The 26829-nt window shown below is 36.2% G+C and carries 18 protein-coding genes; 1 reads left to right on the top strand and 17 read right to left on the bottom strand.

Going from position 1 to position 26829, the window contains the following annotated elements; genetic code table 11:
- Positions 1 to 70: 70 nt before the first annotated feature.
- Positions 71 to 2536: a penicillin-binding protein 1A gene (locus ACFIMS_RS02765; protein ID WP_375628088.1), complete on the bottom strand. Its 2466-nt coding sequence runs from the start codon at positions 2534 to 2536 to the stop codon at positions 71 to 73.
- Between the two features lie 168 nt (positions 2537 to 2704).
- Positions 2705 to 3934, bottom strand: a complete 1230-nt coding sequence (locus ACFIMS_RS02760; RefSeq protein WP_375628086.1) for an N-acetylmuramoyl-L-alanine amidase — start codon at positions 3932 to 3934, stop codon at positions 2705 to 2707.
- Between the two features lie 587 nt (positions 3935 to 4521).
- Here ACFIMS_RS02760 and ACFIMS_RS02755 point away from each other — a divergent pair.
- Entirely contained in the window at positions 4522 to 7152 is a 2631-nt protein-coding gene (locus ACFIMS_RS02755) for a ribonuclease E/G (protein ID WP_375696374.1), read from the top strand.
- An 88-nt stretch (positions 7153 to 7240) separates the two neighbouring features.
- Here the strand turns inward: ACFIMS_RS02755 and ACFIMS_RS02750 are convergent, their stop codons facing one another.
- The 15 genes from ACFIMS_RS02750 to nuoI all read right to left on the bottom strand — a co-directional run bounded on the left by ACFIMS_RS02750 (position 7241) and on the right by nuoI (position 26824).
- Positions 7241 to 7852 carry an invasion associated locus B family protein gene (locus ACFIMS_RS02750; protein ID WP_273791265.1) on the bottom strand — a complete coding sequence of 204 codons (612 nt, stop codon included), beginning with the start codon at positions 7850 to 7852 and terminating at the stop codon, positions 7241 to 7243.
- A 1748-nt stretch (positions 7853 to 9600) separates the two neighbouring features.
- Complete coding sequence (locus tag ACFIMS_RS02745; protein WP_375696373.1) at positions 9601 to 10272, bottom strand: hypothetical protein; 672 nt, start codon at positions 10270 to 10272, stop codon at positions 9601 to 9603.
- Between the two features lie 231 nt (positions 10273 to 10503).
- Entirely contained in the window at positions 10504 to 14004 is a 3501-nt protein-coding gene (mfd, locus tag ACFIMS_RS02740; protein WP_375638392.1) for a transcription-repair coupling factor, read from the bottom strand.
- A 5-nt stretch (positions 14005 to 14009) separates the two neighbouring features.
- Complete coding sequence (locus ACFIMS_RS02735; RefSeq protein WP_375611887.1) at positions 14010 to 14297, bottom strand: succinate dehydrogenase assembly factor 2; 288 nt, start codon at positions 14295 to 14297, stop codon at positions 14010 to 14012.
- Positions 14298 to 14362: 65 nt separating this feature from the next.
- Positions 14363 to 15043 carry an ABC transporter ATP-binding protein gene (locus ACFIMS_RS02730; RefSeq protein ID WP_375638391.1) on the bottom strand — a complete coding sequence of 227 codons (681 nt, stop codon included), beginning with the start codon at positions 15041 to 15043 and terminating at the stop codon, positions 14363 to 14365.
- Entirely contained in the window at positions 15043 to 16311 is a 1269-nt protein-coding gene (locus ACFIMS_RS02725) for a lipoprotein-releasing ABC transporter permease subunit (RefSeq protein WP_375696372.1), read from the bottom strand. Before ACFIMS_RS02725 ends, ACFIMS_RS02730 begins: the two co-directional genes overlap by 1 nt.
- An 11-nt stretch (positions 16312 to 16322) precedes the next feature.
- Positions 16323 to 17648 carry a proline--tRNA ligase gene (proS, locus tag ACFIMS_RS02720; RefSeq protein WP_375628076.1) on the bottom strand — a complete coding sequence of 442 codons (1326 nt, stop codon included), beginning with the start codon at positions 17646 to 17648 and terminating at the stop codon, positions 16323 to 16325.
- Positions 17649 to 17851: 203 nt separating this feature from the next.
- Positions 17852 to 19528, bottom strand: a complete 1677-nt coding sequence (locus ACFIMS_RS02715) for a ribonuclease J (protein ID WP_375628074.1) — start codon at positions 19526 to 19528, stop codon at positions 17852 to 17854.
- 45 nt (positions 19529 to 19573) lie between these two features.
- Positions 19574 to 20383, bottom strand: coding sequence for a biotin--[acetyl-CoA-carboxylase] ligase (locus ACFIMS_RS02710; protein ID WP_375613451.1), 810 nt, complete (start codon positions 20381 to 20383; stop codon positions 19574 to 19576).
- Positions 20383 to 21837 (bottom strand): NADH-quinone oxidoreductase subunit NuoN, encoded by a 1455-nt coding sequence (nuoN, locus tag ACFIMS_RS02705; protein WP_375628072.1) that lies wholly within the window; start codon positions 21835 to 21837, stop codon positions 20383 to 20385. Before nuoN ends, ACFIMS_RS02710 begins: the two co-directional genes overlap by 1 nt.
- 17 nt (positions 21838 to 21854) lie before the next feature.
- Positions 21855 to 23324, bottom strand: coding sequence for an NADH-quinone oxidoreductase subunit M (locus tag ACFIMS_RS02700; RefSeq protein WP_375628157.1), 1470 nt, complete (start codon positions 23322 to 23324; stop codon positions 21855 to 21857).
- A complete protein-coding gene (gene nuoL, locus ACFIMS_RS02695; RefSeq protein ID WP_375696381.1) occupies positions 23324 to 25288 on the bottom strand; it encodes an NADH-quinone oxidoreductase subunit L in 1965 nt (654 codons plus the stop codon). Before nuoL ends, ACFIMS_RS02700 begins: the two co-directional genes overlap by 1 nt.
- 6 nt (positions 25289 to 25294) lie before the next feature.
- Positions 25295 to 25603, bottom strand: a complete 309-nt coding sequence (gene nuoK / locus ACFIMS_RS02690; protein WP_273791275.1) for an NADH-quinone oxidoreductase subunit NuoK — start codon at positions 25601 to 25603, stop codon at positions 25295 to 25297.
- 14 nt (positions 25604 to 25617) lie between these two features.
- Positions 25618 to 26238, bottom strand: a complete 621-nt coding sequence (locus tag ACFIMS_RS02685) for an NADH-quinone oxidoreductase subunit J (protein WP_375696371.1) — start codon at positions 26236 to 26238, stop codon at positions 25618 to 25620.
- A gap of 94 nt (positions 26239 to 26332) precedes the next feature.
- Entirely contained in the window at positions 26333 to 26824 is a 492-nt protein-coding gene (gene nuoI / locus ACFIMS_RS02680; protein ID WP_273723184.1) for an NADH-quinone oxidoreductase subunit NuoI, read from the bottom strand.
- Positions 26825 to 26829: the final 5 nt, after the last annotated feature.

Here is a 26829-nt window from a genome sequence, read left to right as displayed (position 1 = left end):
CTATTTATAGAACCGACATTGTAAAAAAGAGATAAAAACCATGACTCATGGCAAAAGGAGATTTTGTCGATTAATACAGCCCACCTGTCCCACTTTCAAGTGCTTTGTTGACTTGTGGAGAAGTCGTTACTGCAGGAACACCTTCTTGAAAAGAATTTGTACTCCCAATAACTTGATATATATCAGCAGGCCCAGTCCCTGGTTTAAATGCTTCTATAATGACATCTTGATCTCCTCTTTCGGCAAGCATTCCTGTTTTCCGATTAATTGGCATTAAAATCATACCTTTTGGCATCTTAAAGGGAACATCTGGCTTCCCTTTAAGAGCATCTGCCATAAAATCACCAAAAATAGGTGCAGCTAATGAACTTCCTGTTCCATTATATCCTAACGGAGCTGGTTGATCATAACCGACAAAAATACCAACGACAATGTCAGGAGTAAATCCCATAAACCAGACATCCTTAGAGTCATTGGTTGTTCCTGTTTTAGCGGCAATATGTCGATTAAGATAACGTAAACGTGCCGCAGTACCACGCTGAACAACCCCTTCCATCATCGATGTAATTTGATAAGCCGTCATAGGGTCAAGAACTTGATCTCGCTCATCAATCAATGTGGGTTCACTTTGATTATTCCATGAATTCGTATTACAATTTTCGCAAATACGATCATCATGACGATAAATTGTCTTCCCATAACGATCTTGAATTCTGTCTATCAGAGAAGGTTTAATAGAGCGTCCGCCATTGGCAATAACGGAATAAGCTGTAACCATTCGTAATACTGTTGTTTCGCCAGCCCCTAAAGCCATGGGAAGATAAGGCTGCAATTTATCTACGATCCCAAAGCGTTCTGCATATTCAGCGACAAGAGGCATTCCCATATCATTGGCAAGCCGTATTGTCATAAGATTACGAGAACGCTCAATACCATAACGCAACGTTGAAGGTCCTGCAAAGGTACCCCCATAATTTTTGGGTTGCCAAACTTCACCATTATATTGACGAACTTCAATGGGGCCATCTAAAACAACGGATGCTGGTGTATATCCGTTATCAAGAGCTGCTGCATAAACAAAAGGCTTAAAAGCAGACCCCGGTTGGCGATAAGCTTGGGTTGCACGATTGAATTCAGATGCTGCAAAAGAAAATCCTCCCACCATAGCAAGAACGCGCCCTGTATGAGGTTCCATAGCAACAATTGCACCTTCAACCTTTGGAATTTGTTGTAAACGATAAGTGTTGTTTGTATTAGATAGTTTTTCAACAAAAATGACATCCCCAACTTGCAGAACATGAGATAAGCTCTGAACAGTTTTTCGATAACCATTTTCTTTTACAACATGGAGTGCCCATTTTGAATCAGCTTCAGATAAAACAGCAATTTCCCGTTTTTTTGATAATATACCTGAAGCTTCGCGCTGTGGCTGTAAACCAATCTCTACTTTATTGAGATTAGTAGAAAGAACAACAGCTAAACGCCATTCAGGAACATCACTTAGCCCTGTGATATCTGCAAGTTCTGTCCCCCAATCACCTTTCTCATCAATATGCGCATAAGCTCCACGCCATCCTTGCGCATGATCAAATCTAATTAATCCATCGTGCAAAGCACGTCGCGCAATAAGTTGTAAATGCGGATCAAGCGTTGTACGAATGGAAAGCCCACCTTCATAAAGTGTTTTAGCCCCATAGCGATGTATTAAACGACGCCGTACTTCTTCAGTAAAATAATCAGCCGCAAAAACATAGCTATCACTCCCACGTATTGTCGCTCCTAAAGGTTTAGCTTTCGCTTTTTCACCTTGTTCACGCGTTACATATCCATTTGCAATCATCCGGTCTATAACCCAATTACGCCGATCAATAGCACGTTGTGTATTCTTAAATGGATCATAATTTGCTGGTCCTTTTGGAAGAGCAGCCAAATAAGCACATTGTTCTAGCGTCAGGTCATTGACGGATTTATTGAAATAGGTCAATGAAGCAGCAGCTATGCCATAAGTGCCACGACCCAGATAAATTTCATTGAGATAAAGTTCGAGAATATGATCTTTTGAATAAGTTTTCTCAATACGCATTGCTAAAATAGCTTCCTTAAATTTACGTTCTAACGTTGTTTCTGAACTTAAAAGGAAGTTTTTAGCGACTTGTTGCGTTATAGTTGATGCACCCTCTGGACGTCTTCCAGAACCAATATTACGAATATTATTGATCAAAGCTCGAGAAAGTCCTTCAGGATCTAAACCAAAATGATGATAAAAGTTTTTGTCTTCAGCCGAAATGAAAGCATTTATAACAAGCTTTGGTATTGATTGAATCGGTAAATAGAGGCGATGTTTTGTTGCAAACTCTGCCATAAGACGGCCATCAGAAGCATGGACACGGGTCATTACCGGCGGCTCATAAAGTGAAAGAACTTCATAATCAGGGAGTGCATTTGCTTGACCACTGGTCATAACACCCCACGTTATTGCACCATAAAGTCCAATAGCAATAAAAAAACGAAGAAGATATCTTAAAAAAATCATCATAAAAACGGCTATCGCTTTCTTAAGAATTAATTAAAGAAAAAATACGTTACTTCAAACACACCAAGTGGATATCACCACAAGATTGAGATCAAGAGAAATTGTTTTCTATCTTTTATTTATACTAGGGTACACTAGAAGCCCATATTGATACTCTATTTTCTCATAAATTTAAAGAGGCTGTATCATTTTCTGCCTATAATCAGCAAATTGACGAATAGAATGAGCAATAGAGGCTGCCATTTGTTTTCTCCAATGAGGATCATTTAATAACTTTTCATCCTCTTTATTGGATAAATAACCTATCTCTATCAAGACTGAGGGTATATCTGAAGCTCTTAAAACTTGAAAATTAGCATACCGATGTGGGTTATTAATCAAGTTAATATGATTCTTTGATAAACTTGAAATAACACTATTTGCAAAATTAACCGAAAATGTATGTGTTTCACGTCGTGTAAGATCCATCAAAATATCTGTAACTTCGAGCGTTTCATCTGCAGGCAAACCATCAAGCAAATCAACTTTATTTTCATTTTCAGCTAAAGATTTTGCAATGGCATCAGAGGCTTTATCTGATATGGTATACACTGTGGCACCGCGAAGAGAATGTAGATCAATCGTATCTGCGTGAATAGATATAAAAAGATCAGCATCAAACTCTTGCGCTTTTTTAACTCTTTCACTTAGTCTTAAAAAAATATTGGAATCTCGTGTTAAAGCAACGGTAATATGAGAATCCTTTTGTAATTCGTCTCGCAATGCACGCGCAAAGTCTAAAGTCACATCTTTTTCTAAAATTCCAGTAACACCCCGTGCACCGCCATCAATACCACCATGACCAGGATCAAGAACAACACGGAAATTATATGCTGGCATTAACTGTGTTTTTGTATCAAAATTGCTTCTTTGCTGTTTTTTTAATATCTCATCAAATTTTTCTTGTGTACTTTTACGAATATCAATCAGCAACTGCCATAAACCATTATTTAATTTTTTTACGACATTTTTTTCAACCACAAAAGCCGTTTTACTTGTCAAAATAATGCGTGAAGTCTGTATGTCAGAGAAAGCATAACGCACATCTGAAAGCATAACGGATAATGTATTCCGTTTCTTTAAAGGCGTATTTTGCATCGAAAAGTCAATTGTAGGTAAATTGATAACCAAACGTGCGGGCCTGTCAAAAATCTGTAAACGAACATTTGGTTTTGAATTAAAAACCGCAATAATACGCGTATGAATACTATCACCAATGGTTCGAAAATTAATAAGTCTCAGAGGATCTGCGGCTTGAACACTAGTTTGGAGTAGCAAAAAAGATAATAAAAAGTATGTGACGAGCACAATAACATCCCCATAAGCTGTTTTCAGCTTTTTGGTAAAAAAAACTCTTATCATAAGCAAAATACTCTACATTACCTTTGTAATAATTTATCTTGGTTACATAAAACGATACACCAATTTATTATCTATTTTTCAATAAAAGCTAAATAAACACCTCAAAACGAAATTAAGGTCATAAAGATATTATAATTATACATGATTTACATTGTTACTTGCCAAACGCATGATATCAACATAAAAGAATATTTATGCTTCCTAGCTGATAATAGTCATCTAAATTATCTGTAACTCATATTAAGTTGTCTTTAGAAGTTTTTTGTCTATTATGCGTTGAGACTTTTTTATGGATGAAAAATTTCTATGTTGTAACATTAGGATTGCATTACTTAAGATTCGTTGGTTCGGATATCCGAACTGTTTTAAAGATTATTTTACCGGAGACTTTTAAGAAAATATGAGTCATAAAAAACAGATGGAAATAATGATGAGAAATGGTGTAAATGCAGTCATGCCTTTGCACGTGGTGTTTCGTCCTGTTTTTCTGGTACCTCCCTTTTATGGCAGACAGCCTTTTATGTTTACGAATAGTTATGGCATTCGTTTGAATAAAATTGTGCATGTCGCCTTCAGGATATTAACTTATGTCAAACAAAATGCTTATAGATGCCTCCCATCCGGAGGAAACACGTGTTGTTGTTGTTCACGGCAACAAAATTGAAGAACTTGATTTTGAATCAGAACATAGAAAACAGCTCAAGGGGAATATTTATCTCGCACGTATTACGCGTGTAGAACCGTCTCTCCAAGCGGCTTTTGTTGAATATGGTGGAAACCGACATGGTTTTTTAACATTTTCTGAAATTCATCCTGATTATTATCAAATTCCTATTGCTGATCGCCTTGCTCTTCTTGAAGAAGAAGAAAAAGAAGCTGTAGGAGAAAATTCTGTAGATACCTTTACGGAAGAAGCAACTAAAAATAAAAAACGCTCCAGAAGAACAAAAAAAAGTGAAAAAAACAATGTTATAGCAGCCGATATTGAAAATGATATCACATCTGAAGCGATAATAATTGATAATACAGAAGAAGCATTAAATGCCAATATCTCTTATGATGAGATTGAAATGGTCGGTGCTGAGGACATCCGTGAAGAGCTCCCGATTTATCAAAGAAAACAAGGGCGCCAGTATAAAATTCAAGAAGTCATTAAACGACGTCAAATTTTGTTGGTACAAGTTATCAAAGAAGAGCGTGGTAATAAAGGTGCTGCCCTTACAACATATCTATCTCTAGCTGGTCGTTACTCTGTTCTAATGCCCAACACAGCACGTGGTGGTGGTATTTCACGAAAAATTACGAACGTACAAGACCGTAAGCGTCTTAAAGAAATCGTAAAAGAATTAGCCGTTCCAAAAGGTATGGGCGTTATCTTACGAACCGCTGGTGCCAATAGAACAAAAGCTGAAATTAAACGTGATTATGAATATCTTATGCGGTTATGGGATACTATTCGCACTTTGACACTCGAGTCAACGGCGCCATGCCTTGTCCATGAAGAAAGCAATCTCATCAAGCGTTCTATACGAGATCTTTATAATAAGAACATTAGTGAAATTCTTGTCTCTGGAGACCAAGGCTATCGTGAAGCGAAAGACTTTATGCGTATGCTCATGCCAAGTCATGCAAAAGTTGTGCAACCTTACCGTGATCCTACGCCCATTTTTGCAAGAAATAATATTGAAATTCAACTTGATAAAATGTTGCAACCACAGGTTTCTTTAAAATCTGGTGGTTATCTTGTTATTAATCAAACAGAAGCACTTGTTGCTATTGACGTAAATTCTGGCCGCTCTACGAAAGAATTCTCTGTCGAAAAGACAGCCTTACAAACTAACCTTGAAGCTGCTGAAGAAGTAGCGCGTCAATTACGCTTGCGTGACCTTGCTGGTTTAATTGTGATTGATTTTATTGATATGCTTGAAGAACGCAATGTGAAGCTGGTCGAAAAAAAATTAAAAGATTGTTTAAAAAACGATCGTGCTCGTATTCAAGTAGGTCATATTTCACACTTCGGCCTTTTAGAAATGAGTCGTCAACGTATTCGCATATCGGTTTTAGAAAGTACGACACAGCCCTGCCCACATTGCGCAGGAACAGGAAATATACGTTCTGAATCATCAATTGCGTTACATGTCATGCGCTCAATTGAAGAATATCTTCTTCATAATTCGCAACATAATATTATCGTGCGCACCCCCGTAGCAACAGCGCTTTATGTATTAAATCATAAACGCAATATTCTTGTTAATTTAGAAGCTCGCTTTAAACTTAATATTAGTATTGAAGCAGATGATAGTATTGGAACACAACATCTTGTTATTTCTAAAGGCTCAATAGCAGAGAGAATTTCTCAATCTTCATTGGAAGATGACAATAAGCAAGAAATTGAAGATTCTGTTTTCATAAAGAGTGAATCTATTGAAAATCCTTCTCCCATTGAAACAAATCAAAAGCGTCGGCGCAAAAATCGTCACGGTGAAATTACTGATCATTCTCTCTCCAACGTTCATAAAAAAGAAGATACCTTGAATGATGATTCTTATCGTCGAGGACGTCGTCGAGGACGTCGTGGTGGTCGACGCAATCAAGATAATAGTTTTCATCAGATTCGCGTTCCTTATGCAGAACCAGTGGGAGATTTTGCTAAGCAAGCTTTAGCAGAAATTAAAGCAGCGCATCGCAAACGTCGTGTTTCACCTGCTAAATCTTTTGAACTTGAAGAAACAAAAAATAATACACAAGCTCTAGATATACAACAACAGAGTGAATCTGAAAAAAATGATACAAGTATTAAACCTAAAAAACGTAAAACACGTTCTTCAAAAGTAGTAGAAAATCAACTTTCTTTAGAGAATGATCAAAATATTGCAGAACAAAAATCTCTTGAAGAAAAACCTACAACCAGTCCGGTGCGTAAAACTAAAACAAAAAAAGCAGACAAAGCTATTCATGAGGTAGAAGATAAAGCTCTTGAAAAGAGTAAAAAATCAACACGTGGAACACGTAAAAAATCATCTTCTAAAGAGACAACGCAAATACAAAAAATATTAGAGCAAAAAACTGTAATCGAGATGGAGAAAGTTATCGAAACCTCTCCTTCCCAAATTGAAGAAACAATTAATCAACCCGTTGTTATTTCATCAACGCCTAATGATTCTTCCAAAACTGAACGTATTGGTTGGTGGAAACGCAGAATTCTTTCGAAAAATTAAGGATTAAAAAAACCGCCACAGAAAACTGTGGCGGTTCAAATAAACAATTATAGAAAACGTTTTGACCAACTTTTATGGTGTGGTTTTATTACTTTTGTTTCGCTTTTTCTTGCTCAGCCCGCATACGCTCTTCAATTTCTTTTTGCTTTGATTGAATAGCTTGCTGCAGCTTTATTTGTTCTTGTTGGAAATCTTTTTCCTCCATACCAGGACCGGTATAGGCTGCTGTAAACCCATTAAGAGAAAATTCAATAGGATTAGCTGAACCACGGAAATTAACTGTGGTTACAACCATTTTTGTACCACTTTTCATAGCTGCTATAAGCTTATCATCTAAGACATCATTAGCAATACAACTTGGTCCATTACAAATAATATAAGGAATTTTTTTAGAGAACTCGTCACCAATTTTAATGTGAACACCTTCTGGCAAAAAACGACCTGTAGGCACTTGAATACCTATACGTTTCTCATTTTGCTTCCCTTTTATTTCAACAAGATTAAAAGCCGTTAAAGGTTGTCCCGTATTCGATAATACAGTATTCATTGTATTACAAATATCAACATCATGCTGCTTACTGCAAACTTTGTACCAACCTTGTGATAAAGTTTGCGCATTTGCAGAAATACCAGCTATAAGAAAAAGGGCAGCGGCTCCAACTAATACTGAAACAGCAGAATAAACATTTTTATGCGACATGATTAAGTTAATCCTTTCAACGCGCTCTTAAGTAACTTCAAAAAAATATTAAATATAATTCCAACTTAATTTATTAAATTATAATGAAATAACAATTAATTTTACTATTTTTACTTCAATATAAAAAAAAAAGTCAAATTTAGAGAAAAAATACGACGAGCCATTCTAATTTTTATACACTCATATCATTTCCCCTCTTCATCACATTGGTATTTGATGCAATCTATCCATAAAACACCTCTGTGCATTTAAACTAAGATTACACAAACGAATCAATATTGCAATATTAATTAAAATAAACTCTGATACTACTCTAAAAAACTTACTAATTAAAATTTTTACATTTATTACTCTTCATGTTAAGCTTATAGAACCTTTGCAACAGGTGTTGCAATGCATGAAGCTCTAAAATATCAGATAAATTTTACTGTTTTCCTTGTGTGATACACAAAAACAAAATCATCTACGATATTATTGAAACATTTAATGAATTAAAACCACTGATTGTCTAAAATTTCTGCATAATTGTAAGAGAGCTTTTTGCTAATGAACAATTTGCTGCCCTTGTTTACAAAATAATAGTGATACGCTTTTGTAATAAAAATTTTATATTCCATAGCGTTTAACTAAACAGTTTAGTTTAAAAATACGCTACTAAAGAAGTGCTTTTTTCTTAATTAAACAACACATTTTCTTAGAGAGAAAATCTATAACTGCTGAAAATATTTTATTTATAAAAAACTTTCTTAAAATATAATAACATATTAATTTATAATAATAATTTATCTTTTTTCTATTTCTATATTGTATGAAAGATCCTAATAGCGCAAACCTCTCTTATGTTGAATCAATAAAATTTATCCACTTGTACATCACAAGCGGAGTTAGTTTTATAGATAAACTACTGAACAAAGGAAACCCTCCCTATGAATCATCTCACGTGCCTAAAGCCATAATAAATTTATGCTCATATATTAAACATCTATTATTGCACTTCTGTACAAATATCATCTCTCAGTTTTATAACGTGAATAAAAAATATAGCTTTTATCAATTTCTTTTAAGTTATTTCTTAAATAAAAGAAGCTTCTAAAATGATAAATTCTTTTCAGCTTTCACAACATCAAAGATATAAATCGTTAATGATTTAAGTTTTAAGAAAAAATGAATTCAAAGTATCATTTTGTTTCCCTATATAACACAATTTAGAGCTATAAAATATTTCTCTTATCGTATTAATGAAACAATATTTATGATATGAGATGTATCGTCATTAAAATAATTAATCAGATAAAAATAAAAAACTACAAGCACAAAAAATTATGCATAAAAAGAAAACATAAAAAAGATATATGAGTTTATTATTTAATATATATATTAAATCTTATATGATAAGAATAACAGATAATATATTACGTGTATAATATTACTTTATTATAAATAATAAATAATAAGTAATAACTCAAAAAATAAAATATATTATTACTAATATGTTTTAACTATTGTTTAGTATATCAGCTTAATTTCTCTGTATTTATATGAGTAAATTTTTAATTGAATAACTCTTCAACATGGGAACGCATACGATTCATAATACTCTTTCTCTTTTCTGGCAGCATTATATTATATATTTCTCTCGTGCTTCTACATAATAAAGGAGCAGATTTTACATTCGAAGGATTGCGCATCACCATATCCTTTATACCACTAATTATCTCTTCTTCAAAATCTGAGACACTAATCACCATTCATTCTTCAAAGTGCTTTATTAATTCAGGATCTATTGAATTGATTGCATCTTTTGCCCATCTAAAATCTTTTTTCCTCCAACCAAAATCTTTCCGTAATAAATCCCCTATATCACTGTCCAACAGACTCTCTTGAATTTTACAAGAAAGAACCATAAAGGGATAGAGTCGTATCGTTTCATCAATCGCTCTATCGTTAAGAGTTTCTACATTTGCTGTATCATCACTCATTCCTAATTCAGAAGCGCTTCGAGACCTTAGATATTCTGTTGCTTTACTTAATTTTCTTTCATACTCTCCTACTCTATACTCTCTTGCCCTATGCGCTCTATATGCTAAATTCTCCATTTCTTGCGCTAAATCACTTAGTTTTGAAGAAAGCTTATAACGCTCTTCATTAAGGTCTCTGTGTTCTTGTAGCAGCTTATCATGTTCTATATTATGAGAACGTATTTGCGAAAGTGTTAAATCAGCAAATGTCTTTTCAATGAATTTCATCCTCTTTTCAATAACTTGTAGTCTTTCTTTAATACGCTTATATTTCTCATCAAGCGTTAAACCAGAAAGAGATAATTCGGTTAAGCTAAACTTAGCGTGAGCGTTTTTTACGCCATATATCAAAGTGAGTAATAAAAAGACGATAGTTAGACACTTTTGTAATGAAGAAAACATGCTATCTTTACCTAAATTTTTTTTCTAAAAAATTTACAGGAGCTTATTAGCTTATTATATTGAAAGTGCTATTTATTGCAGTTAAACCGTCTAATCTATTTCCTTCATTATATCAATACGTATATAATAAAAACCAAATAAATATATAAGGGCTCTTTATTATAAACTTAAATTTTATTCAGAATGATTTTATAAAAATGAGTAACAGTTCTGAAACAATAAAGAAATTTTTTAAACAGAATGTTGTTCTGCCATTTCGACAAGCTGTGTTATAATATTCGCTGCTCCAACAAGCCTTTCATCCGCTGTGGACCAATCACGAATAAGAGCAATACTTTGATCTGGTCGGATTTTTGCCATTGAACCTTGTTTTCCCACCCACTGAACAAGAGCAACACTATTTGCGAAATAGTTATTACGAAACTGTATGACAATCCCCTTTGGTCCTGTATCTAATTTTTCTACATGCGCTTTTCGACACAATGTTTTGATATAAAAGACTTTAAGAAGGTGTTGAACCTCAAGGGGTAAAGGACCAAAGCGATCAATTAACTCCGCTGCAAATTCATCAATTTGTTCTAAATCATCAAGTTCTGTTAAACGACGATAAAGTCCCATACGTAACGATAAGTCAGGCACGAAACTTTCTGGTATCATCACTGTTGTACCAAGGGAAATTTGAGGTGACCATTGCTTATCTTCATTTAGCTCTCCATCTTTTAATTCAGCAACAGCTTCTTCAAGCATTTTTTGATAGAGTTCAAATCCAACTTCTTTGATATGCCCCGATTGCTCTTCACCTAAAAAATTGCCTGAACCGCGGATATCCATGTCATGGCTTGCCAATTGAAAACCGGCCCCTAAGGTGTCAAGAGATTGTAACACTTTAAGACGGCGATCAGCAGCAATTGTTAAAACTTTACCAGCAGGAAATGTAAAGAGAGCATACGCACGTTGTTTTGAACGTCCTACCCTACCACGTAACTGATAAAGGGCAGAAAGACCAAACATCTCAGCACGATGCACAATTAGGGTATTGGCTGTTGGAATATCAAGACCTGATTCAATAATGGTTGTTGAGAGCAGCACATCATATTGTCCATCATAAAATGCATTCATGATATCATCAAGTTGTCCAGCCGGCATTTGTCCATGAGCCACAACGAATTTCAGTTCTGGCACATGTGTTTTGAGATATTCTTCTACAAAAGCCAGATCAGAAATACGAGGACAAACATAGAAACTTTGTCCACCACGATAATATTCTCGAAGCAGGGTCTCTCGTATAACAAGTGCATCAAAGGGTGAAATAAAAGTACGAACCGCCATTCTATCAATGGGGGGGGTTGTTATCAATGAAAGTTCACGTACACCCGATAAAGCTAACCCTAAAGTGCGTGGTATGGGAGTTGCTGAAAGTGTGAGAACATGAATATCACTTTTAAGCTCTTTTAAACGCTCTTTGTGTTTGACACCAAAATGCTGTTCCTCATCAATGATAAGAAGACCTAACCGTAAAAAATTAACTGCATCACTTAATAATGCATGGGTTCCAATGACAATATCGATTGTACCATCTGAAACACCTTTTTTTACTCGTGCAAGTTCTTTCGCTTTTACAAGCCTCGAAGCATGTCCAATTTTAACCGGTAATCCTTGAAAACGCGAAATAAATGTTTTGTAATGTTGACGTGAAAGCAAAGTTGTCGGTACAACAACAGCAACCTGATATCCATTTAATGCTGCAACAAAAGCACTTCGAATGGCTACTTCAGTTTTTCCAAAACCAACATCACCGCATATCAAGCGATCCATCGGCTTGCCTGAGGCTAGATCGTCCAAAACAGCATCAATTGCATTCATTTGATCTTCCGTTTCTTCATAGGGAAAGCAAGCAACAAACTCATCAAATGGTCCAATTGGTGGAAGTAAAGCAGGCGCAGCACGAGTCATACGCTCTGCAGCTATACGGATTAATTGCCCTGCCATTTCCAATAAATGTTTTTTAAGCCGAGCTTTACGTGCCTGCCAAGCAACACCTCCTAATTTATCTAAAGTTACCTCTGTTCCTTCTGAGCCATAACGTGAGAGAAGCTCAATATTTTCAACAGGTAAAAAGAGTAAATCACCTCCAGCATATCTAATTTCAAGGCAGTCTCGTAAAATTCCAGTGGTTCTGATGGTTTTAAGACCAACAAATTGGCCAATACCGTGGTCGATATGCACAATAATATCACCAGAATTTAAAGCAGAAATTTCAGAAATAAAATTTGTATTATTCTTACGCCGCTTTGGCGATCTTATAAAACGATCGCCAAGGATATCTTGCTCTGCTATAATAGCCAAATCTTCAGCCACAAAACCATGTTCTATCATGATAACAGCTGCTAATATGCGATCCCGAGGTGTTGCTTTGACAGTTTGCAAAGATTTTGCAACATCTATTTTTTTCAATCCATGCTCATCGAGAACTTGTAACAAACGATTGAGAGATCCTTCACTCCAACACGCTAAAAGCACTTTTTTACCAGCAGCGCGTAAAGATGCGATATGATCAATAACACTTGAAAAAACATTTTTTTCCTGCGCATTACGCTCTTTTACAAAATCATATCCCTGTTTAACATGTGCGTGAATAATAGTTTGTTCCAAACTTTGTGGAACATTAAAAGGAGAAAAATCAATACGCTGTGAAGATTGTTGCGCACCTTCCAAAACACGCTCTGGCGTTAAATAAAAAAGACTAGGATCTATTGGATGATAAGAAGTAGAATTTTTTTCATCACTTTCGCGCTCTTTGCGCGCATTATAATAGTCTTCAATAAGACGATAGCGCTCAATGAAGACTTCTTCTATGAGATGCTCAAAAACTATCGGTAAGTTGCCACAATGATCAAAAAAGCTATCAAGGTTTTCATAAAAAAATGGAAGCCAATGTTCCATACCGGCAAAACGCCGACCTTGAGAAATTGCTTCATAAAGCATGTTATTTTTTTGTGATACACCAAATGTACGGGTATAATTGCTTTTAAAACGACTGATGCGTTCTGGTGTAAGAACAACCTCACTCATTGCCTGTAATAAAAGTTCAGTTTTTTGGCCTGTTGTCCTTTGACTTTCTGGATCAAATACGCGGATACTTTCTAGGGTATCTCCAAAAAAATCAAGGCGTAAAGGTTCAACATCCATCGGAGAAAAGATATCAAGTATTCCTCCTCTTACAGCAAACTCACCAACATCACGGACAACCGTAACGCGTTCAAAACCATTGGTTTCTAGAAATTGAATAAGATTTCCCATGTTATTGCGCTGGCCAACACGTGCGTGAATAAGCTGAGCTTCTATCATTTCACGAGGAGGCAACTTTTGCATAATTGCATTTGCTGTTGTTAATATAATTGCAGAATATGGATCTTTCCGTAAATTTGCTATGTGTGCCAATGTTGATAGTCGACGTGCCATAACAGCAATTCCTGGTGATACGCGATCATAAGGCAAACAATCCCATGCAGGAAATTGAAGTACGGGTAAATTGGGTTCAATAAAATTTAAAACTTGTTGTAAATGCGCAATTTTTGTTCCGTCACGGACAACATAGATGAGCGGTTTACCTTGTGCAATTTCTGAACTTAATTTAGCAAGCGCAAAGGCTTCAAATCCATCAGTAACGCCATCTAAAATCATACGAACAGAATTATTTTTGGGAATAACAATTTTTTTAAATATAGGCATCGGGATTAATAACTTAAGCAAGTACGATAATTGGCAATATCACGGAAAAGTGGACTATCAACTTCAGAGGGGGGCAAAATTTCTCCAGTAATCCATGTGAGTAAATCACGATCATCAAAAGACATAATATACTCAAGCTCAGAGAGCGTTTTATCATTCATCCCAGTAATATGAGCATCGACATAATGTCCAAAAATGAGATCCATTTCACGAATACCGCGATGCCATGCACGAAAAATCAATCGACGACGACGAGCATCTAATTGATTTTTGTCAACGACAAAAACTGTCATAAAAAATCTCCTTTAATAAAGTAATATAAACTATTCAATTAGTCGTATAAAATTTTTACCTTGCTTTAAGGAAGTTCTATAATCTTTTGTTCTTTAAGTGTAATTCGACGATGCATTTGCTTAGCCAAAGCGTAATTATGTGTTGCAATAAGAGCAGAAAGACCAGACTGACGAACAAGGATAGATAAAGCTTGAAAGACATAAGTTGAAGTTACTGGATCAAGATTTCCTGTAGGTTCATCAGCCAAAAGAACCGAAGGGCCATTTGCTACTGCACGTGCAATAGCAACACGTTGTTGTTCTCCTCCCGATAACTCTGAGGGACGATGGTTCGCACGATGAGAAATACGCAGATACGTCAATAATTTGCGTGCACGATCTTCTGCTATGGATTTTTTTAATCCTGCTATCATTTGCGGTATCATGACATTTTCTAACGCCGTAAACTCTGGAAGTAAATGATGAAATTGATAAACAAAACCAATATCATTTCGTCTTATAGCTGTTCGCTCACTATCAGAGCGCTTTGCACAAGAAACACCTCGTAACATCACATCACCAGCGGTTGGTTTTTCTAATAATCCAGCAATATGAAGAAGTGTTGATTTTCCAGCACCAGATGGTGCAACAAGTGCGACAAGCTCTCCACGATTAAGAATAAAATTCGCTTTATCTAAAACAATGAGTGGCTTATGACTCTCGAAAAAGTGTCTTTCAATCTCTACAAGCTCTAAAATAGCTGTCATTATTCATACCTCAAAGCTTGTACGGGATCTAGCTTAGCAGCACGCCATGCCGGAATGAGAGCAGCAAGAAATGACAAGAATAAAGCCATCATAGCAACCAAGATGGTCTGTTTCCACTCAATTTGTGCAGGCAATTTTGTTAAAAAATAAAGTTGAGGATTAAAAACGTCGACATTAAATAACCAAGATATAAAATCTTGGATATGATTAATATTCGCGGTCGCGATAACACCTAAAACTAAACCCAATATAGTTCCAATAAAACCAATCATCATTCCTGTAATGATAAATATACGCAAAATCGCACTTTGTTGAGCACCCATCGTGCGTAAAATTGCAATATCATGACTTTTATCTTTTACAAGCATAATCAGTCCTGAAATAATATTTAAAGCAGCAACAAGAACGATCAGAGAAAGAATGAAAAACATAACATTTCGTTCAATCTGTAAAGCTGAAAAAAAAGCCTGATTACGTGTACGCCAATCAATTAAATAAACCTGTTGATCAACTGCTTTTTCTACAACGGGTTTTATTTGATCAACTGCATCAGGATCATTTAAAAATAACTCTAAAGACTGAACCTTATCGCCTAAATTAAAAAACATTTGTGCTTCATGAAGAGGCATAAAGACAAATATTGAATCATATTCAGACATACCAACTTCAAAAATAGCAACGACTTTATAAGCTTTCACACGTGGGGTAACGCCAAAAGGAGTCTCATCACCATCTGGAGTAATAATACGAATATCTCTTCCAACTGTCAGTCCTAATTTTTCTGCTAAGCCACTTCCAATTGCAACACCTTCTTCTTGATCAAACCGAGAAATCGATCCTAATTTAATGTTTTGAGAGACTGTTTTAAGCTTTTCTAGATCTTGTTTGCGCATACCACGAACTAACGCGCCAGAGCCACCTTGAACTTCACCTTGAACAAGCGCTTGACCTTCAATAACAGGTAAAGCAAACTTCACACCATTTGTAGTTTCTAAAGAAGAAATAAGAGTCTTATAATCAGAGAAACCAGAATCAACTGTTTGAATAATAAGATGCCCATTCATACCAAGAATACGATTGAGAAGTTCTGTACGAAAGCCATTCATCACCGCCATAACAACAACCAGAGCAAATACGCCCAACATAATCCCAATAAGAGAAATAATTGAAATAACAGATGCAACGACATGTTTTTTATTGGGAATCATATAACGAAAAGCGATCATCCACTCATAAGATGAAAAGCATTTTTTTTTCAGCCTCTTCATAATATTTCCTATTAAATTATAGAAAGTTGGCTGAGCACATCTTCAACCTTTAGAGATTTTTTTATTCCTGTTTTTCGATCTTTAATTTCAACTTCATTTTGTGCAATACTGTTAGGACCAACAATGATTTGCGTTGGCAAACCAATCAAATCCATTGTTGCAAATTTTGATCCAGGGCGTTCATTTCTATCATCTAATAACGGATCAAAACCAACCTTCTTTAATCCCTGATAGAGAAACTCACATGCCTGTGTGCATTTTTCATCATCGGGCTTCATATTGATAATCCCAAAATCAAACGGTGCCATAAACTTTGGCCAAATAATACCATTTTCATCATGAGAAGCCTCAATAGCGGCCGCAACAAGACGCGAAGGCCCAATACCATAAGATCCCATAGAGACCACATGCTCTTTTCCATCTTGTCCCATAACTTTTGCTCCCATTGGAGCAGAATATTTAGTACCAAAGTGGAAAATATGCCCTACTTCAATACCACGCGCTGAAAGACGATTATGATCAGAAACTTTAGCCCACTCCTCTTCATTATGCATTTCTTCCGTTGCTGCATAAAAAGATGTCCATTGCTTAACAATATCATCTAAAACAGCTTTATCACTAAAATCGATTGAACTATCAGGAACGGTAAGTTCAAGAAATTGTTTATCACAGAAGATAGCACTCTCTCCTGTTTCAGCCAAAATGATAAATTCATGACTGAGTTCCCCCCCTATTGGACCTGTATCTGCACGCATAGGAATTGCTTTTAAGCCAAGGCGAGAAAAAGTGCGTAAATAAGCAACAAACATACGATTATAAGATGTTTCAGAGCCTTCATAATCAAGATCAAAAGAATAAGCATCTTTCATTAAAAATTCTCGTGCTCGCATCACACCAAAACGTGGACGAATTTCATCACGAAATTTCCATTGAATATGGTATAAATTAAGCGGAAGATCTTTATAAGAACGAACATAAGAGCGAAAAATATCTGTTACCATCTCTTCATTGGTTGGACCATAAAGTAAATCACGCTTTTGACGATCTTTAATGCGGAGCATTTCCAAACCATAATCATCATAACGACCGCTTTCACGCCAAAGATCAGCAGACTGAATTGTAGGCATCAATATTTCTATTGCACCCGCACGTTCTTGCTCTTCACGAATAATTTTACAAACTTTATCAAGCACTTTTTTTCCCAAAGGAAGCCAAGAATAAATCCCTGATGTTTGTTGTCGAATCATTCCAGCGCGCAACATGAAGCGATGAGAAACAATTTCTGCTTCTTTAGGATTCTCTTTTAAAAGTGGAAGGAAATATTGAGAAAGACGCATTGAAATAATTAACTCCTAATCAGATCTATCATATCGGAACAATTTATCACACCCTCTATTCATCTATAGCCGCATTCTGAATACTTGCAAATATAACGATCTTATCATTTAAAAATTTATTGTGCTTTATTCTCTATTTTTCTTATTTAGCAATAAAATAAAAATGCTCTTCTCTTTTTAAATAACGTAATAGGAAAGTTCTTTTATTTTGACCGATGTAAAAAAACTGTACAGATAGGTTTTTTTTGCCAAATTTCATGAACAGCCGCTCTTACTGCACGTCGTGTTGCCTCTCGAATAAGTTCATTATTTTTCTGTTTCATGCGTGGGATATTATAAACTGTATTTTCTACGATATCTAAAAGAATATCTTTTAAACTTTCCCCCTTTCCATTACTTTCAGGTAACCCGAATGTTGTTAGACCTATATCCCCTAATAATTCATGCTTACTATTTATATGGAGAGAAATAGTAACATGACCAGCATAACTTAGTTTACGGCGTTCACGAATCCCTAATTCATCTTCATCTCCAATTAAGCAACCATCCTTATAGATGCGGCCAACAGGAACTTGATCAATAACTTCTACAGGCTCTGGTGCAAGACGTAACATATAGCCATTTCTGATATCCATAACAGTTTTAATACCCGCTTGACGTGCTAAAGTTGCCTGAGCCTTAAGATGCATTGCTTCCCCATGTACAGGGACAAGTATTTGTGGCTTTATCCAATCATACATCTGTAAAAGTTCTGAACGACGGGGATGACCTGAAACATGAACAAGTGCATCTTCATTCGTAATAATTTTAATACCCAAATCAATGAAACGATTTTGTACCTCAATAATCGCTTTTTCGTTTCCTGGAATACTTCGTGATGAATAAATAACGGTATCACCAGCGGAAAGTGCAATATTTTTCATTCCATCACGTGACAGTTTAGCCAAAGCAGCACATGGCTCACCTTGGCTCCCTGTGACAATTAAAACAAGATCTTTTCGCGAGATGTACCCATAATCATCTTCCGTTACAAATGGTGCTAAACCATTCATATAACCAAGCTCTTGTGCAACCATAATACTTCGCTTAAGGGAACGCCCAATGACAAGCACCTTACGTCCAGCAGCTTCAGCTGCAAGAGCAATAGAACGTATCCGACCAATATTAGAAGAAAAAGTTGCTATCGCAACGCGCCCTTCAGCTTTAGAAATAATCTCTGAAAGACTGGCTTGAACTTGCTGTTCTGAAGGAGAGATACCATCCCGACATGCATTTGTGGAATCACAAAGTAATGCTAAAACACCTTTTTTGCCTAAAGCACGAAATCTTTTTTCATCGGTTACAGCCCCGAGTGAAGGGGTATGATCAATTTTCCAATCACCAGTATGAATCACAGTCCCCAAAGAGGTTGTAATTGCTAAAGATACAGATTCTGGTATTGAATGGTTAACGGCTATAGCCTCTACAGCAAAGGAACCTACCTGAAAACAATCACCAGCTTGAAAAATATTGAGTAAAATTTTTTGAGATTCAAAATCTAATTGTTTTTTAGTTTCCAATAATCCTGCCGTAAAAGGCGTACAGTAAATCGGCACTTGTAACTTTGGACATAAATCAAGAACGGCCCCATAATGATCTTCATGTGCATGTGTTAAAACAAGACCCCGTATATTGTGTTTTTCACTTTCTAGAAAACGAATATCAGGCAAAACAAGATCGACACCTGGTAATTCAGAACCAGCAAAACTAATCCCCATATCAACCAGCAGCCATTCACGAAGATATTGGGGACCAAATCCGTAAGCAGCTAAATTCATCCCTATTTCACCTACACCTCCCAGAGGTAAAAAAACAAATTCACATCTATTGGCTGCAACCATAAACATCTCCCAAATCATTAAGGTATCTGATGATAAAATAATTTTTCAATAACGGCCTGCATTAACAGAATCAGCCAAACCAAAATGAACATCCCCAGCTGTTATAATGGCTGTCTGACCGTCTTTTCGCTTTATGATGCAGTTAAAATCACTATCAAGACCATCAAAAATACCCTCAATGACTTTTTCATCATTCACCACTTTGACATGTTTCCCAAGATGAGCGGAATATAAAAGCCATTTTTTTCGGATTATTTCACATCCTTTTGGTTGTTTCCAAAGAAGGTAATTTTTAGAAAAACACTCCGTCAAAACCGTAAATAATTGTTCTGCATCAATACGCAACCCGATATTCTTTAAGCTTGAAGTGGAATAGGGCGCATCTTCATAATTATATTTCACATTTATTCCAATCCCAATAACCAAGGCATATTGTTGTGATGACAATTTTAAAATCTCAAGCAAAACTCCAGAGCTTTTTTCTCCTCTGAGCAAAATATCGTTTGGCCATTTTAAGCTCACAATATTGTTTGTCTGCTTTTCCTCTTTTATCAATTGTTTTATTGCCTCTGCCACACTTACTCCAGCAACAAAACCAAGTTGAGCCGCAGTTTGATGAACAATATCATCAATTAATAAAAGACTAGAATAAAGGTTCCCTTTTGGACTAGACCAAGTCCTCCCTCTTCTTGCTCTTCCCTGTGATTGTTCTTGTGCAACAATCCAAAGATTACCTTGATGACCAGTTTGCGCTTTTCGTTGCGCAATAAGATTTGTTGAATCAACACTATCGTACGCTTCAACAGTGTATCCCTGTTTTTGTGCAAAATCTGATAAAGTATAAACCATATTCATTAAAACAATGCTGTTGCTGCTTTTTCTGCTAGCTCAGCGAACCAAACTCCAAAAAGCGCGTAAAATAAAATAAAGAATACAGAAAGACCAAGACAAAATTGAAGCTCTTTCGATAAAGCAACAAAATGCGCTTTTGCATCATCAAACCACATAATTTTAATGACTCGCAAATAGTAAAAAGCCCCAACTACAGACGCTATCATCCCAACGACAGCAAGTGGCGTAAGTCCAGCGTGGACAGCAGCAGAAAATGTATACCACTTTCCAAAAAAACCAGCCATAGGAGGTATGCTTGCTAAAGAAAAAAGCTGTATTGTCATCACAACAGCCATAAACGGATTCGTCTTTGCTAACCCTGAAAGATCATAAATATTTTCAACATTTCCATTCTGAGAGCGCATTCCAAGAATAAAGGCAAATGAACCAAGCGTCATTCCAAGATAAATAGTCATATAAAGGATAACGCTTTTTATCCCAAGCATATCTCCAGCAGATAAACCAACAAGTGCATAACCCATATGACTGATCGACGAATAAGCCATTAAGCGCTTAATATTATTCTGACCGATTGCAGCAAAAGCACCCAGTATCATTGATGTAATCGCCATGAACACCAAAATTTGTTGCCATGCAGGCATCACGTTATCAACACGCCCTAGGGGAATAAAGGTCACCACAATAATACGGATGATTAAAGCCATTGCAGCAACTTTAGGGGCACCAGCAAAAAATGCTGTAATCGGTGTGGGCGCTCCTTCATAAACATCAGGTGTCCACATATGAAACGGAACAGCAGAAATTTTGAAAGCCAAACCAGCTAAAATAAAGACAATTCCAAAAATGACCCCCAATTGTACATTTTTGCCCTTTAAAGCAAGAGCAATTTCGTGAAAACCAATTTGACCGGTAAAACCATAAAGCAAAGAAATACCATAAAGAAGCAACCCTGAAGATAATGCTCCTAAAACAAAGTATTTTATACCGGCTTCAGAAGATTTTACATTATTACGATTAATCGCTGCTAAAACATATAAAGCTAAAGATTGCAGCTCTAACCCCATATAAAGCGACAGCATATTACCCGCTGAAATCATAAACATCATTCCAAGGGTTGCTAAAAGAACAAGTACTGGAAACTCAAATATATTAAACTTTTGTGCATTGGCAAAACCAACAGACATGATAAGAGAAAAGAGTGCACCAATAAGCATTAAAATTTTCATATAACGACTAAAGGAATCGATAACGAGCGCATTGGTTTGAAATGAACCATTTTTCGGAAAAACTATAAGAATAATAATGGTTGCCACAAGAAGTGCCATAGCTAAACCTGTCACTGTTAAAGAAGCACGTGTATTGGAATAAACACCAATCATAAGCAGCATGACAGCTCCTAATGCAATTAAAAGCTCTGGAAGAATTAAGACTAATTGCGCTATTATTTCAGTTTGCATGTGCATTCTTCCCTTATCTAGTGCAGTTTATTGATGAGGGTTTCTACGGAAAACGCCGTTGCCTTAAGAATAGGCGTTGGATAGATACCAAAGAATATTGTAAGAATAACCATTGGATAAAGGAGGAGTTTTTCTCTTAAAGAAAGATCTATTAATACTTTTAAATTCTCTTTATCCAAGGAACCAAAAATCACACGCCGATAAAGATAAAGGGCATAGGCTGCCGATAAGATAACACCTGTTGTTGCTAAAACAACAACCAATTTATTTACTTGAAAAACACCTATTAAGGTTAAAAATTCACCCAAAAATCCTGAGCTTCCAGGCAAACCAACATTTGCCATGGTAAAAATTAAGAAAACAACAGCATATTTAGGCATATTATTCACTAAACCACCAAACGCTGAAATTTCACGTGTATGCAAGCGATCATAGATAACCCCAACACAAAGAAACAATGCTGCTGAAACAATTCCATGGGATAGCATCTGATAAATAGCCCCTTGTATCCCCTGTTCATTCACAGCAAAAATACCCATCGTTACATATCCCATATGCGCTATTGAGGAATATGCAATAAGTTTTTTGATGTCACTTTGAACAAGTGCAACCAGTGATGTATAAATAATAGCGATAAGCGATAATGTGAAAACAAAAGGCGCAAAATCTGCTGAAGCGATAGGAAACATAGGTAAAGAAAAACGAAGAAAACCATACCCACCTAATTTAAGTAAGACACCAGCTAAAATAACAGAACCCGCTGTCGGTGCTTCTACGTGAGCATCAGGGAGCCATGTATGAACTGGCCACATTGGCATTTTAACTGCGAAAGAAGCAAAAAATGCAAGCCATAGCCATATTTGCATATGAGCAGGAAACTGATAATTGAGTAAAGTTGGTATATCAAGTGTCCCAGCCTCCCAATACATAACCATAAGAGCAACCAGCATAAGCACTGAACCAAGTAAAGTATATAAGAAAAACTTTATACTTGCATAAACACGACGTGCTCCTCCCCATACACCTATAATGATAAACATTGGAATGAGGCTGCCTTCAAAAAAAACATAGAATAGCATTGCATCAAGAGCACAAAAAACACCAATAATCGCAACTTCTAGAAGAAGAAACGCAATCATATAGGCTTTTAATCTCTCTTTAACATTCTCCCAACTTGCTAAAATACAGAAAGGCAAAAGAAAAGCCGAGAGAACAACAAAAAGAATAGAAATACCATCGACCCCCATATGATAGCTAATACCACCCCCTAACCAACTGGATTTTTCAACCATTTGAAAATTTTGGTTGCTAGAATCAAATCCTATCCAAATAATTAAAGAAATAATAAAAACAAATAGAGTCGTAAAAAATGCGACATTACGTATATTATGGCGTGCTACTTCACTATCATCTTTGATAAACAAAATCAGAAGAACACCAACAAGCGGCAAAAATGTAACCGTAGAAAGAATAGGCCAATCGGTCATTAGTTTACGCCCCCGATCATCATCCATGTAATGAGCAATGCAACGCCGATAAGCATTGCAAATGCATAGTGGTAAAGATAGCCTGTTTGCATTCGAACAACTCTATTTGTAATATCAACAACACGCGCTGCAATACCATTGGGACCTAGACCATCAATAATCTTACCGTCTCCCACTTTCCAAAGAAAAGAACCAATTCTAAAGGTAGGACGAACAAATAAAAAGTTATATAATTGATCGAAATACCACTTTTGGTAAAGAAAGTGATACACTCCTGGCATAATACGCGCCATTTTCTTGGGAAGAGAGGGAGCCACAATATAAAATAAATAAGCCAACATAAACCCAAGAATCATTGCTATAAAAGGCGACCATTTTACCCAATTAAAAACATGGTGAGCATCATGAAGAATATGATTATGGCTGCTTGTAAACAATGCTCCCTTCCAAAAAGCATTATACAAGTCACCAAAAAAGTAAGGTTGGAAAACGACACCAGAAAATATTGCTCCAATAGATAAAAGAAAGAGTGGAATCAACATAACTGGAGGCGATTCATGAACATGATGCATCACATCAACTGTTGCCCGTGGTTTACCATGGAATGTCATAAAGATAAGTCGCCATGAATAGAAACTTGTTAAAAAGGCAGCAAAAACAAGAAGATAAAAAGCATATCCTGAAGCAATATTATGAGATGCAAAAGCAGACTCTATAATCGCATCTTTTGAGAAAAAACCTGCAGTCCCGAAAAGTGTTCCTGGAATTCCAACTCCGGTCAAGGCAATGGTCCCGACCATCATCATCCAATAGGTGACCTTTATATGTTTGCGTAACCCACCCATTTTTCGCATATCTTGTTCATCAGATACAGCATGAATCACAGAACCTGCACCAAGAAACAATAAGGCTTTAAAAAAAGCATGCGTAAAAAGATGAAAGACAGCAGCGCCATAAGCTCCAACACCTAATGCCACAAACATATAACCAAGTTGAGAGCATGTAGAATAAGCAATAACACGCTTAATATCATTCTGCACCAACCCCACAGTTGCTGCAAAAAACGCTGTTGTTGCACCAACAATAATAATCACGCTCAAAGCAGTTGAAGAAAGTTCAAAAATTGGCGACATACGCGCAATCATAAAAACACCAGCCGTTACCATTGTAGCGGCATGAATAAGCGCTGATACAGGGGTTGGCCCTTCCATTGCATCAGGCAGCCAAGTATGTAAAAGAAATTGTGCGGATTTTCCCATCGCACCAATAAATAATAAAAGACATGTAATGGTAATTGCCGTCTGCCCATCAAATTGCCAATCTAAAAATGTCATATTTTGTATAAAGCTCTTGTCGGCAGCTTTTGCAAAAATAGAGGCAAAATCAACCGATTGGAACAAAACAAAAATACTAAAGATTCCTAAGAGAAAACCAAAGTCTCCAACACGGTTAACTACAAAAGCTTTCATTGCGGCCTTATTAGCAGAATCGCGCTGAAACCAAAAACCAATGAGTAAATAAGAAGCAAGTCCGACACCTTCCCATCCAAAAAACATCTGAATCAAATTATTGGATGTGACCAACATAAGCATCATAAATGTAAACAAAGAAAGATAAGAAAAAAAACGAGACCTTGAAGGGTCATGGTGCATATAACCAATTGAATAAATATGCACTAATGCCGAAACACTATTCACAACAATAAGCATGACAGCTGTTAATGCATCAACATGTAAAGCCCAATTAAAGCTTAAGTCACCAACAGTCATCCAATGTAATACCAATACATCAATCGCTGGAATATGACCAAGTGCAGTACTGAAAAATGCTATCCACGATAATATGGCAACAACAACCATAAAGCTACATGTTATCAATTCACTCGCACGATCTCCTATCGTTTTTCCACCTAGTGCAGCAATTAAAAAACCCAAAAGCGGAAGAAAGACAATCGTATAATACATCACTGGTTAGCCTTTCATTACATTAACATCTTCAACCGCAATGGAACCACGATTACGGAAAAAAACGACCAGAATTGCTAAACCAATGGCAGCTTCAGCAGCTGCTACGGTTAAGACAAATAAAGCGAATACCTGACCAACGAGATCATGAAGAAATGCTGAAAATGCAACAAAATTGAGATTAACTGAAAGCAATATAAGCTCAATGGACATCAAGATAATAATCACATTTTTTCTGTTGAGAAAAATTCCAGCAATACCAATTGTAAACATCAAAGCAGAAACAGTGAGATAATGTGTAATATCAATATACATCTGCATAGCCCCCCTTACATACCTTTGCCTGATTCAACTTGTTTGATTTCAATGGCACTTTCTACCGTTCTAGAAACTTGCTCCGCAATAGATTGCCGCTTTACTCCTAATTTATGACGAAGTGTTAAAACAATAGCTCCAATCATTGCAACCAATAAAATCATTCCAGCAATTTGAAAATAGAAAACATAATCCGTATAGAGAATATCACCTAATGCTTGTGTATTTGTTCGCTGCGCTAAATCTGGCATTGGTTGCGTAACATGCGTTCTCAAGACTGGAGAAAAATAGCTACTCATAAAAACAACAATCAATTCTACAGCGATAATAACACCAATAAGAGCTCCAATAGGAGCATACCGAAGAGTTCCACTCTTTAACTCAGCAAAATCAACTTCAAGCATCATAACGACAAATAAAAATAAAACAGCGACAGCTCCAACATACACAACAAGCAGAATAAGCCCTAAAAACTCTGCTCCTGCAAGTAAAAACAAAGCTGCTGCATTAAAAAATGCGAGGATTAAAAACAAAACAGAATGCACTGGATTGCGTGCTGTAATAACAATAACTGCACTTGTTAGCATAATAAAAGCAAACAAATAGAAAAATGCCGCCGCTAGATCTGTTAGCATAGGCTTCTCCTTAATTATTCAAACAATTGGTATAAACTTCATACCAGATTACAATTTATCGGAAAAATATCCGACACCTCATTTAACGATACACTTAACGATAAGGCGCATCCATCAATATATTTCGAGCAATTTCTCGCTCCCAGCGATCTCCATTCAATAAAAGTTTTTCTTTATCATAATAAAGTTCTTCACGTGTTTCCGTCGCAAACTCAAAATTTGGACCTTCGACAATAGCCTCAACCGGACAGGCTTCTTGACAAAAACCACAGTAGATACATTTAACCATGTCTATATCATAACGGACAGTTCTACGTGTACCATCATTGCGCCGTGGCCCAGCTTCAATTGTAATCGCTTGAGCAGGACAAATCGCTTCACATAATTTACAAGCAATACACCGTTCTTCACCATTTGGATAGCGACGCAATGCATGCTCACCACGAAAACGCTGAGATACAAAACCTTTTTCATAAGGATAATTAATCGTGGGTTTTGGTGAAAAAAATTGACGCATAGCTAAGAAAAAAGCACTCACAAATTCCAATAGAAGAAGTGACTTTGCCGCCTGAATAAAACCTGACATCGTAA

Source organism: Bartonella sp. AP331QHHD (assembly GCF_042195905.1).
Taxonomy (GTDB): Bacteria; Pseudomonadota; Alphaproteobacteria; order Rhizobiales; family Rhizobiaceae; genus Bartonella.
The sequence above is the reverse complement of the archived record's forward strand: the minus strand, read 5'-3'. Positions and strand labels throughout refer to the sequence as shown.

Coding starts and splice junctions, on each gene's coding strand:
- ACFIMS_RS02765 (WP_375628088.1), bottom strand. CDS start 2,536: ATGATGATTTTTTTAAGATATCTTCTTCGTTTTTTTATTGCTATTGGA.
- ACFIMS_RS02760 (WP_375628086.1), bottom strand. CDS start 3,934: ATGATAAGAGTTTTTTTTACCAAAAAGCTGAAAACAGCTTATGGGGAT.
- ACFIMS_RS02755 (WP_375696374.1), top strand. CDS start 4,522: ATGTCAAACAAAATGCTTATAGATGCCTCCCATCCGGAGGAAACACGT.
- ACFIMS_RS02750 (WP_273791265.1), bottom strand. CDS start 7,852: ATGTCGCATAAAAATGTTTATTCTGCTGTTTCAGTATTAGTTGGAGCC.
- ACFIMS_RS02745 (WP_375696373.1), bottom strand. CDS start 10,272: ATGTTTTCTTCATTACAAAAGTGTCTAACTATCGTCTTTTTATTACTC.
- mfd (WP_375638392.1), bottom strand. CDS start 14,004: ATGCCTATATTTAAAAAAATTGTTATTCCCAAAAATAATTCTGTTCGT.
- ACFIMS_RS02735 (WP_375611887.1), bottom strand. CDS start 14,297: ATGACAGTTTTTGTCGTTGACAAAAATCAATTAGATGCTCGTCGTCGT.
- ACFIMS_RS02730 (WP_375638391.1), bottom strand. CDS start 15,043: ATGACAGCTATTTTAGAGCTTGTAGAGATTGAAAGACACTTTTTCGAG.
- ACFIMS_RS02725 (WP_375696372.1), bottom strand. CDS start 16,311: ATGAAGAGGCTGAAAAAAAAATGCTTTTCATCTTATGAGTGGATGATC.
- proS (WP_375628076.1), bottom strand. CDS start 17,648: ATGCGTCTTTCTCAATATTTCCTTCCACTTTTAAAAGAGAATCCTAAA.
- ACFIMS_RS02715 (WP_375628074.1), bottom strand. CDS start 19,528: ATGGTTGCAGCCAATAGATGTGAATTTGTTTTTTTACCTCTGGGAGGT.
- ACFIMS_RS02710 (WP_375613451.1), bottom strand. CDS start 20,383: ATGAATATGGTTTATACTTTATCAGATTTTGCACAAAAACAGGGATAC.
- nuoN (WP_375628072.1), bottom strand. CDS start 21,837: ATGCAAACTGAAATAATAGCGCAATTAGTCTTAATTCTTCCAGAGCTT.
- ACFIMS_RS02700 (WP_375628157.1), bottom strand. CDS start 23,324: ATGACCGATTGGCCTATTCTTTCTACGGTTACATTTTTGCCGCTTGTT.
- nuoL (WP_375696381.1), bottom strand. CDS start 25,288: ATGTATTATACGATTGTCTTTCTTCCGCTTTTGGGTTTTTTAATTGCT.
- nuoK (WP_273791275.1), bottom strand. CDS start 25,603: ATGTATATTGATATTACACATTATCTCACTGTTTCTGCTTTGATGTTT.
- ACFIMS_RS02685 (WP_375696371.1), bottom strand. CDS start 26,238: ATGCTAACAGATCTAGCGGCGGCATTTTTCTATTTGTTTGCTTTTATT.
- nuoI (WP_273723184.1), bottom strand. CDS start 26,824: ATGTCAGGTTTTATTCAGGCGGCAAAGTCACTTCTTCTATTGGAATTT.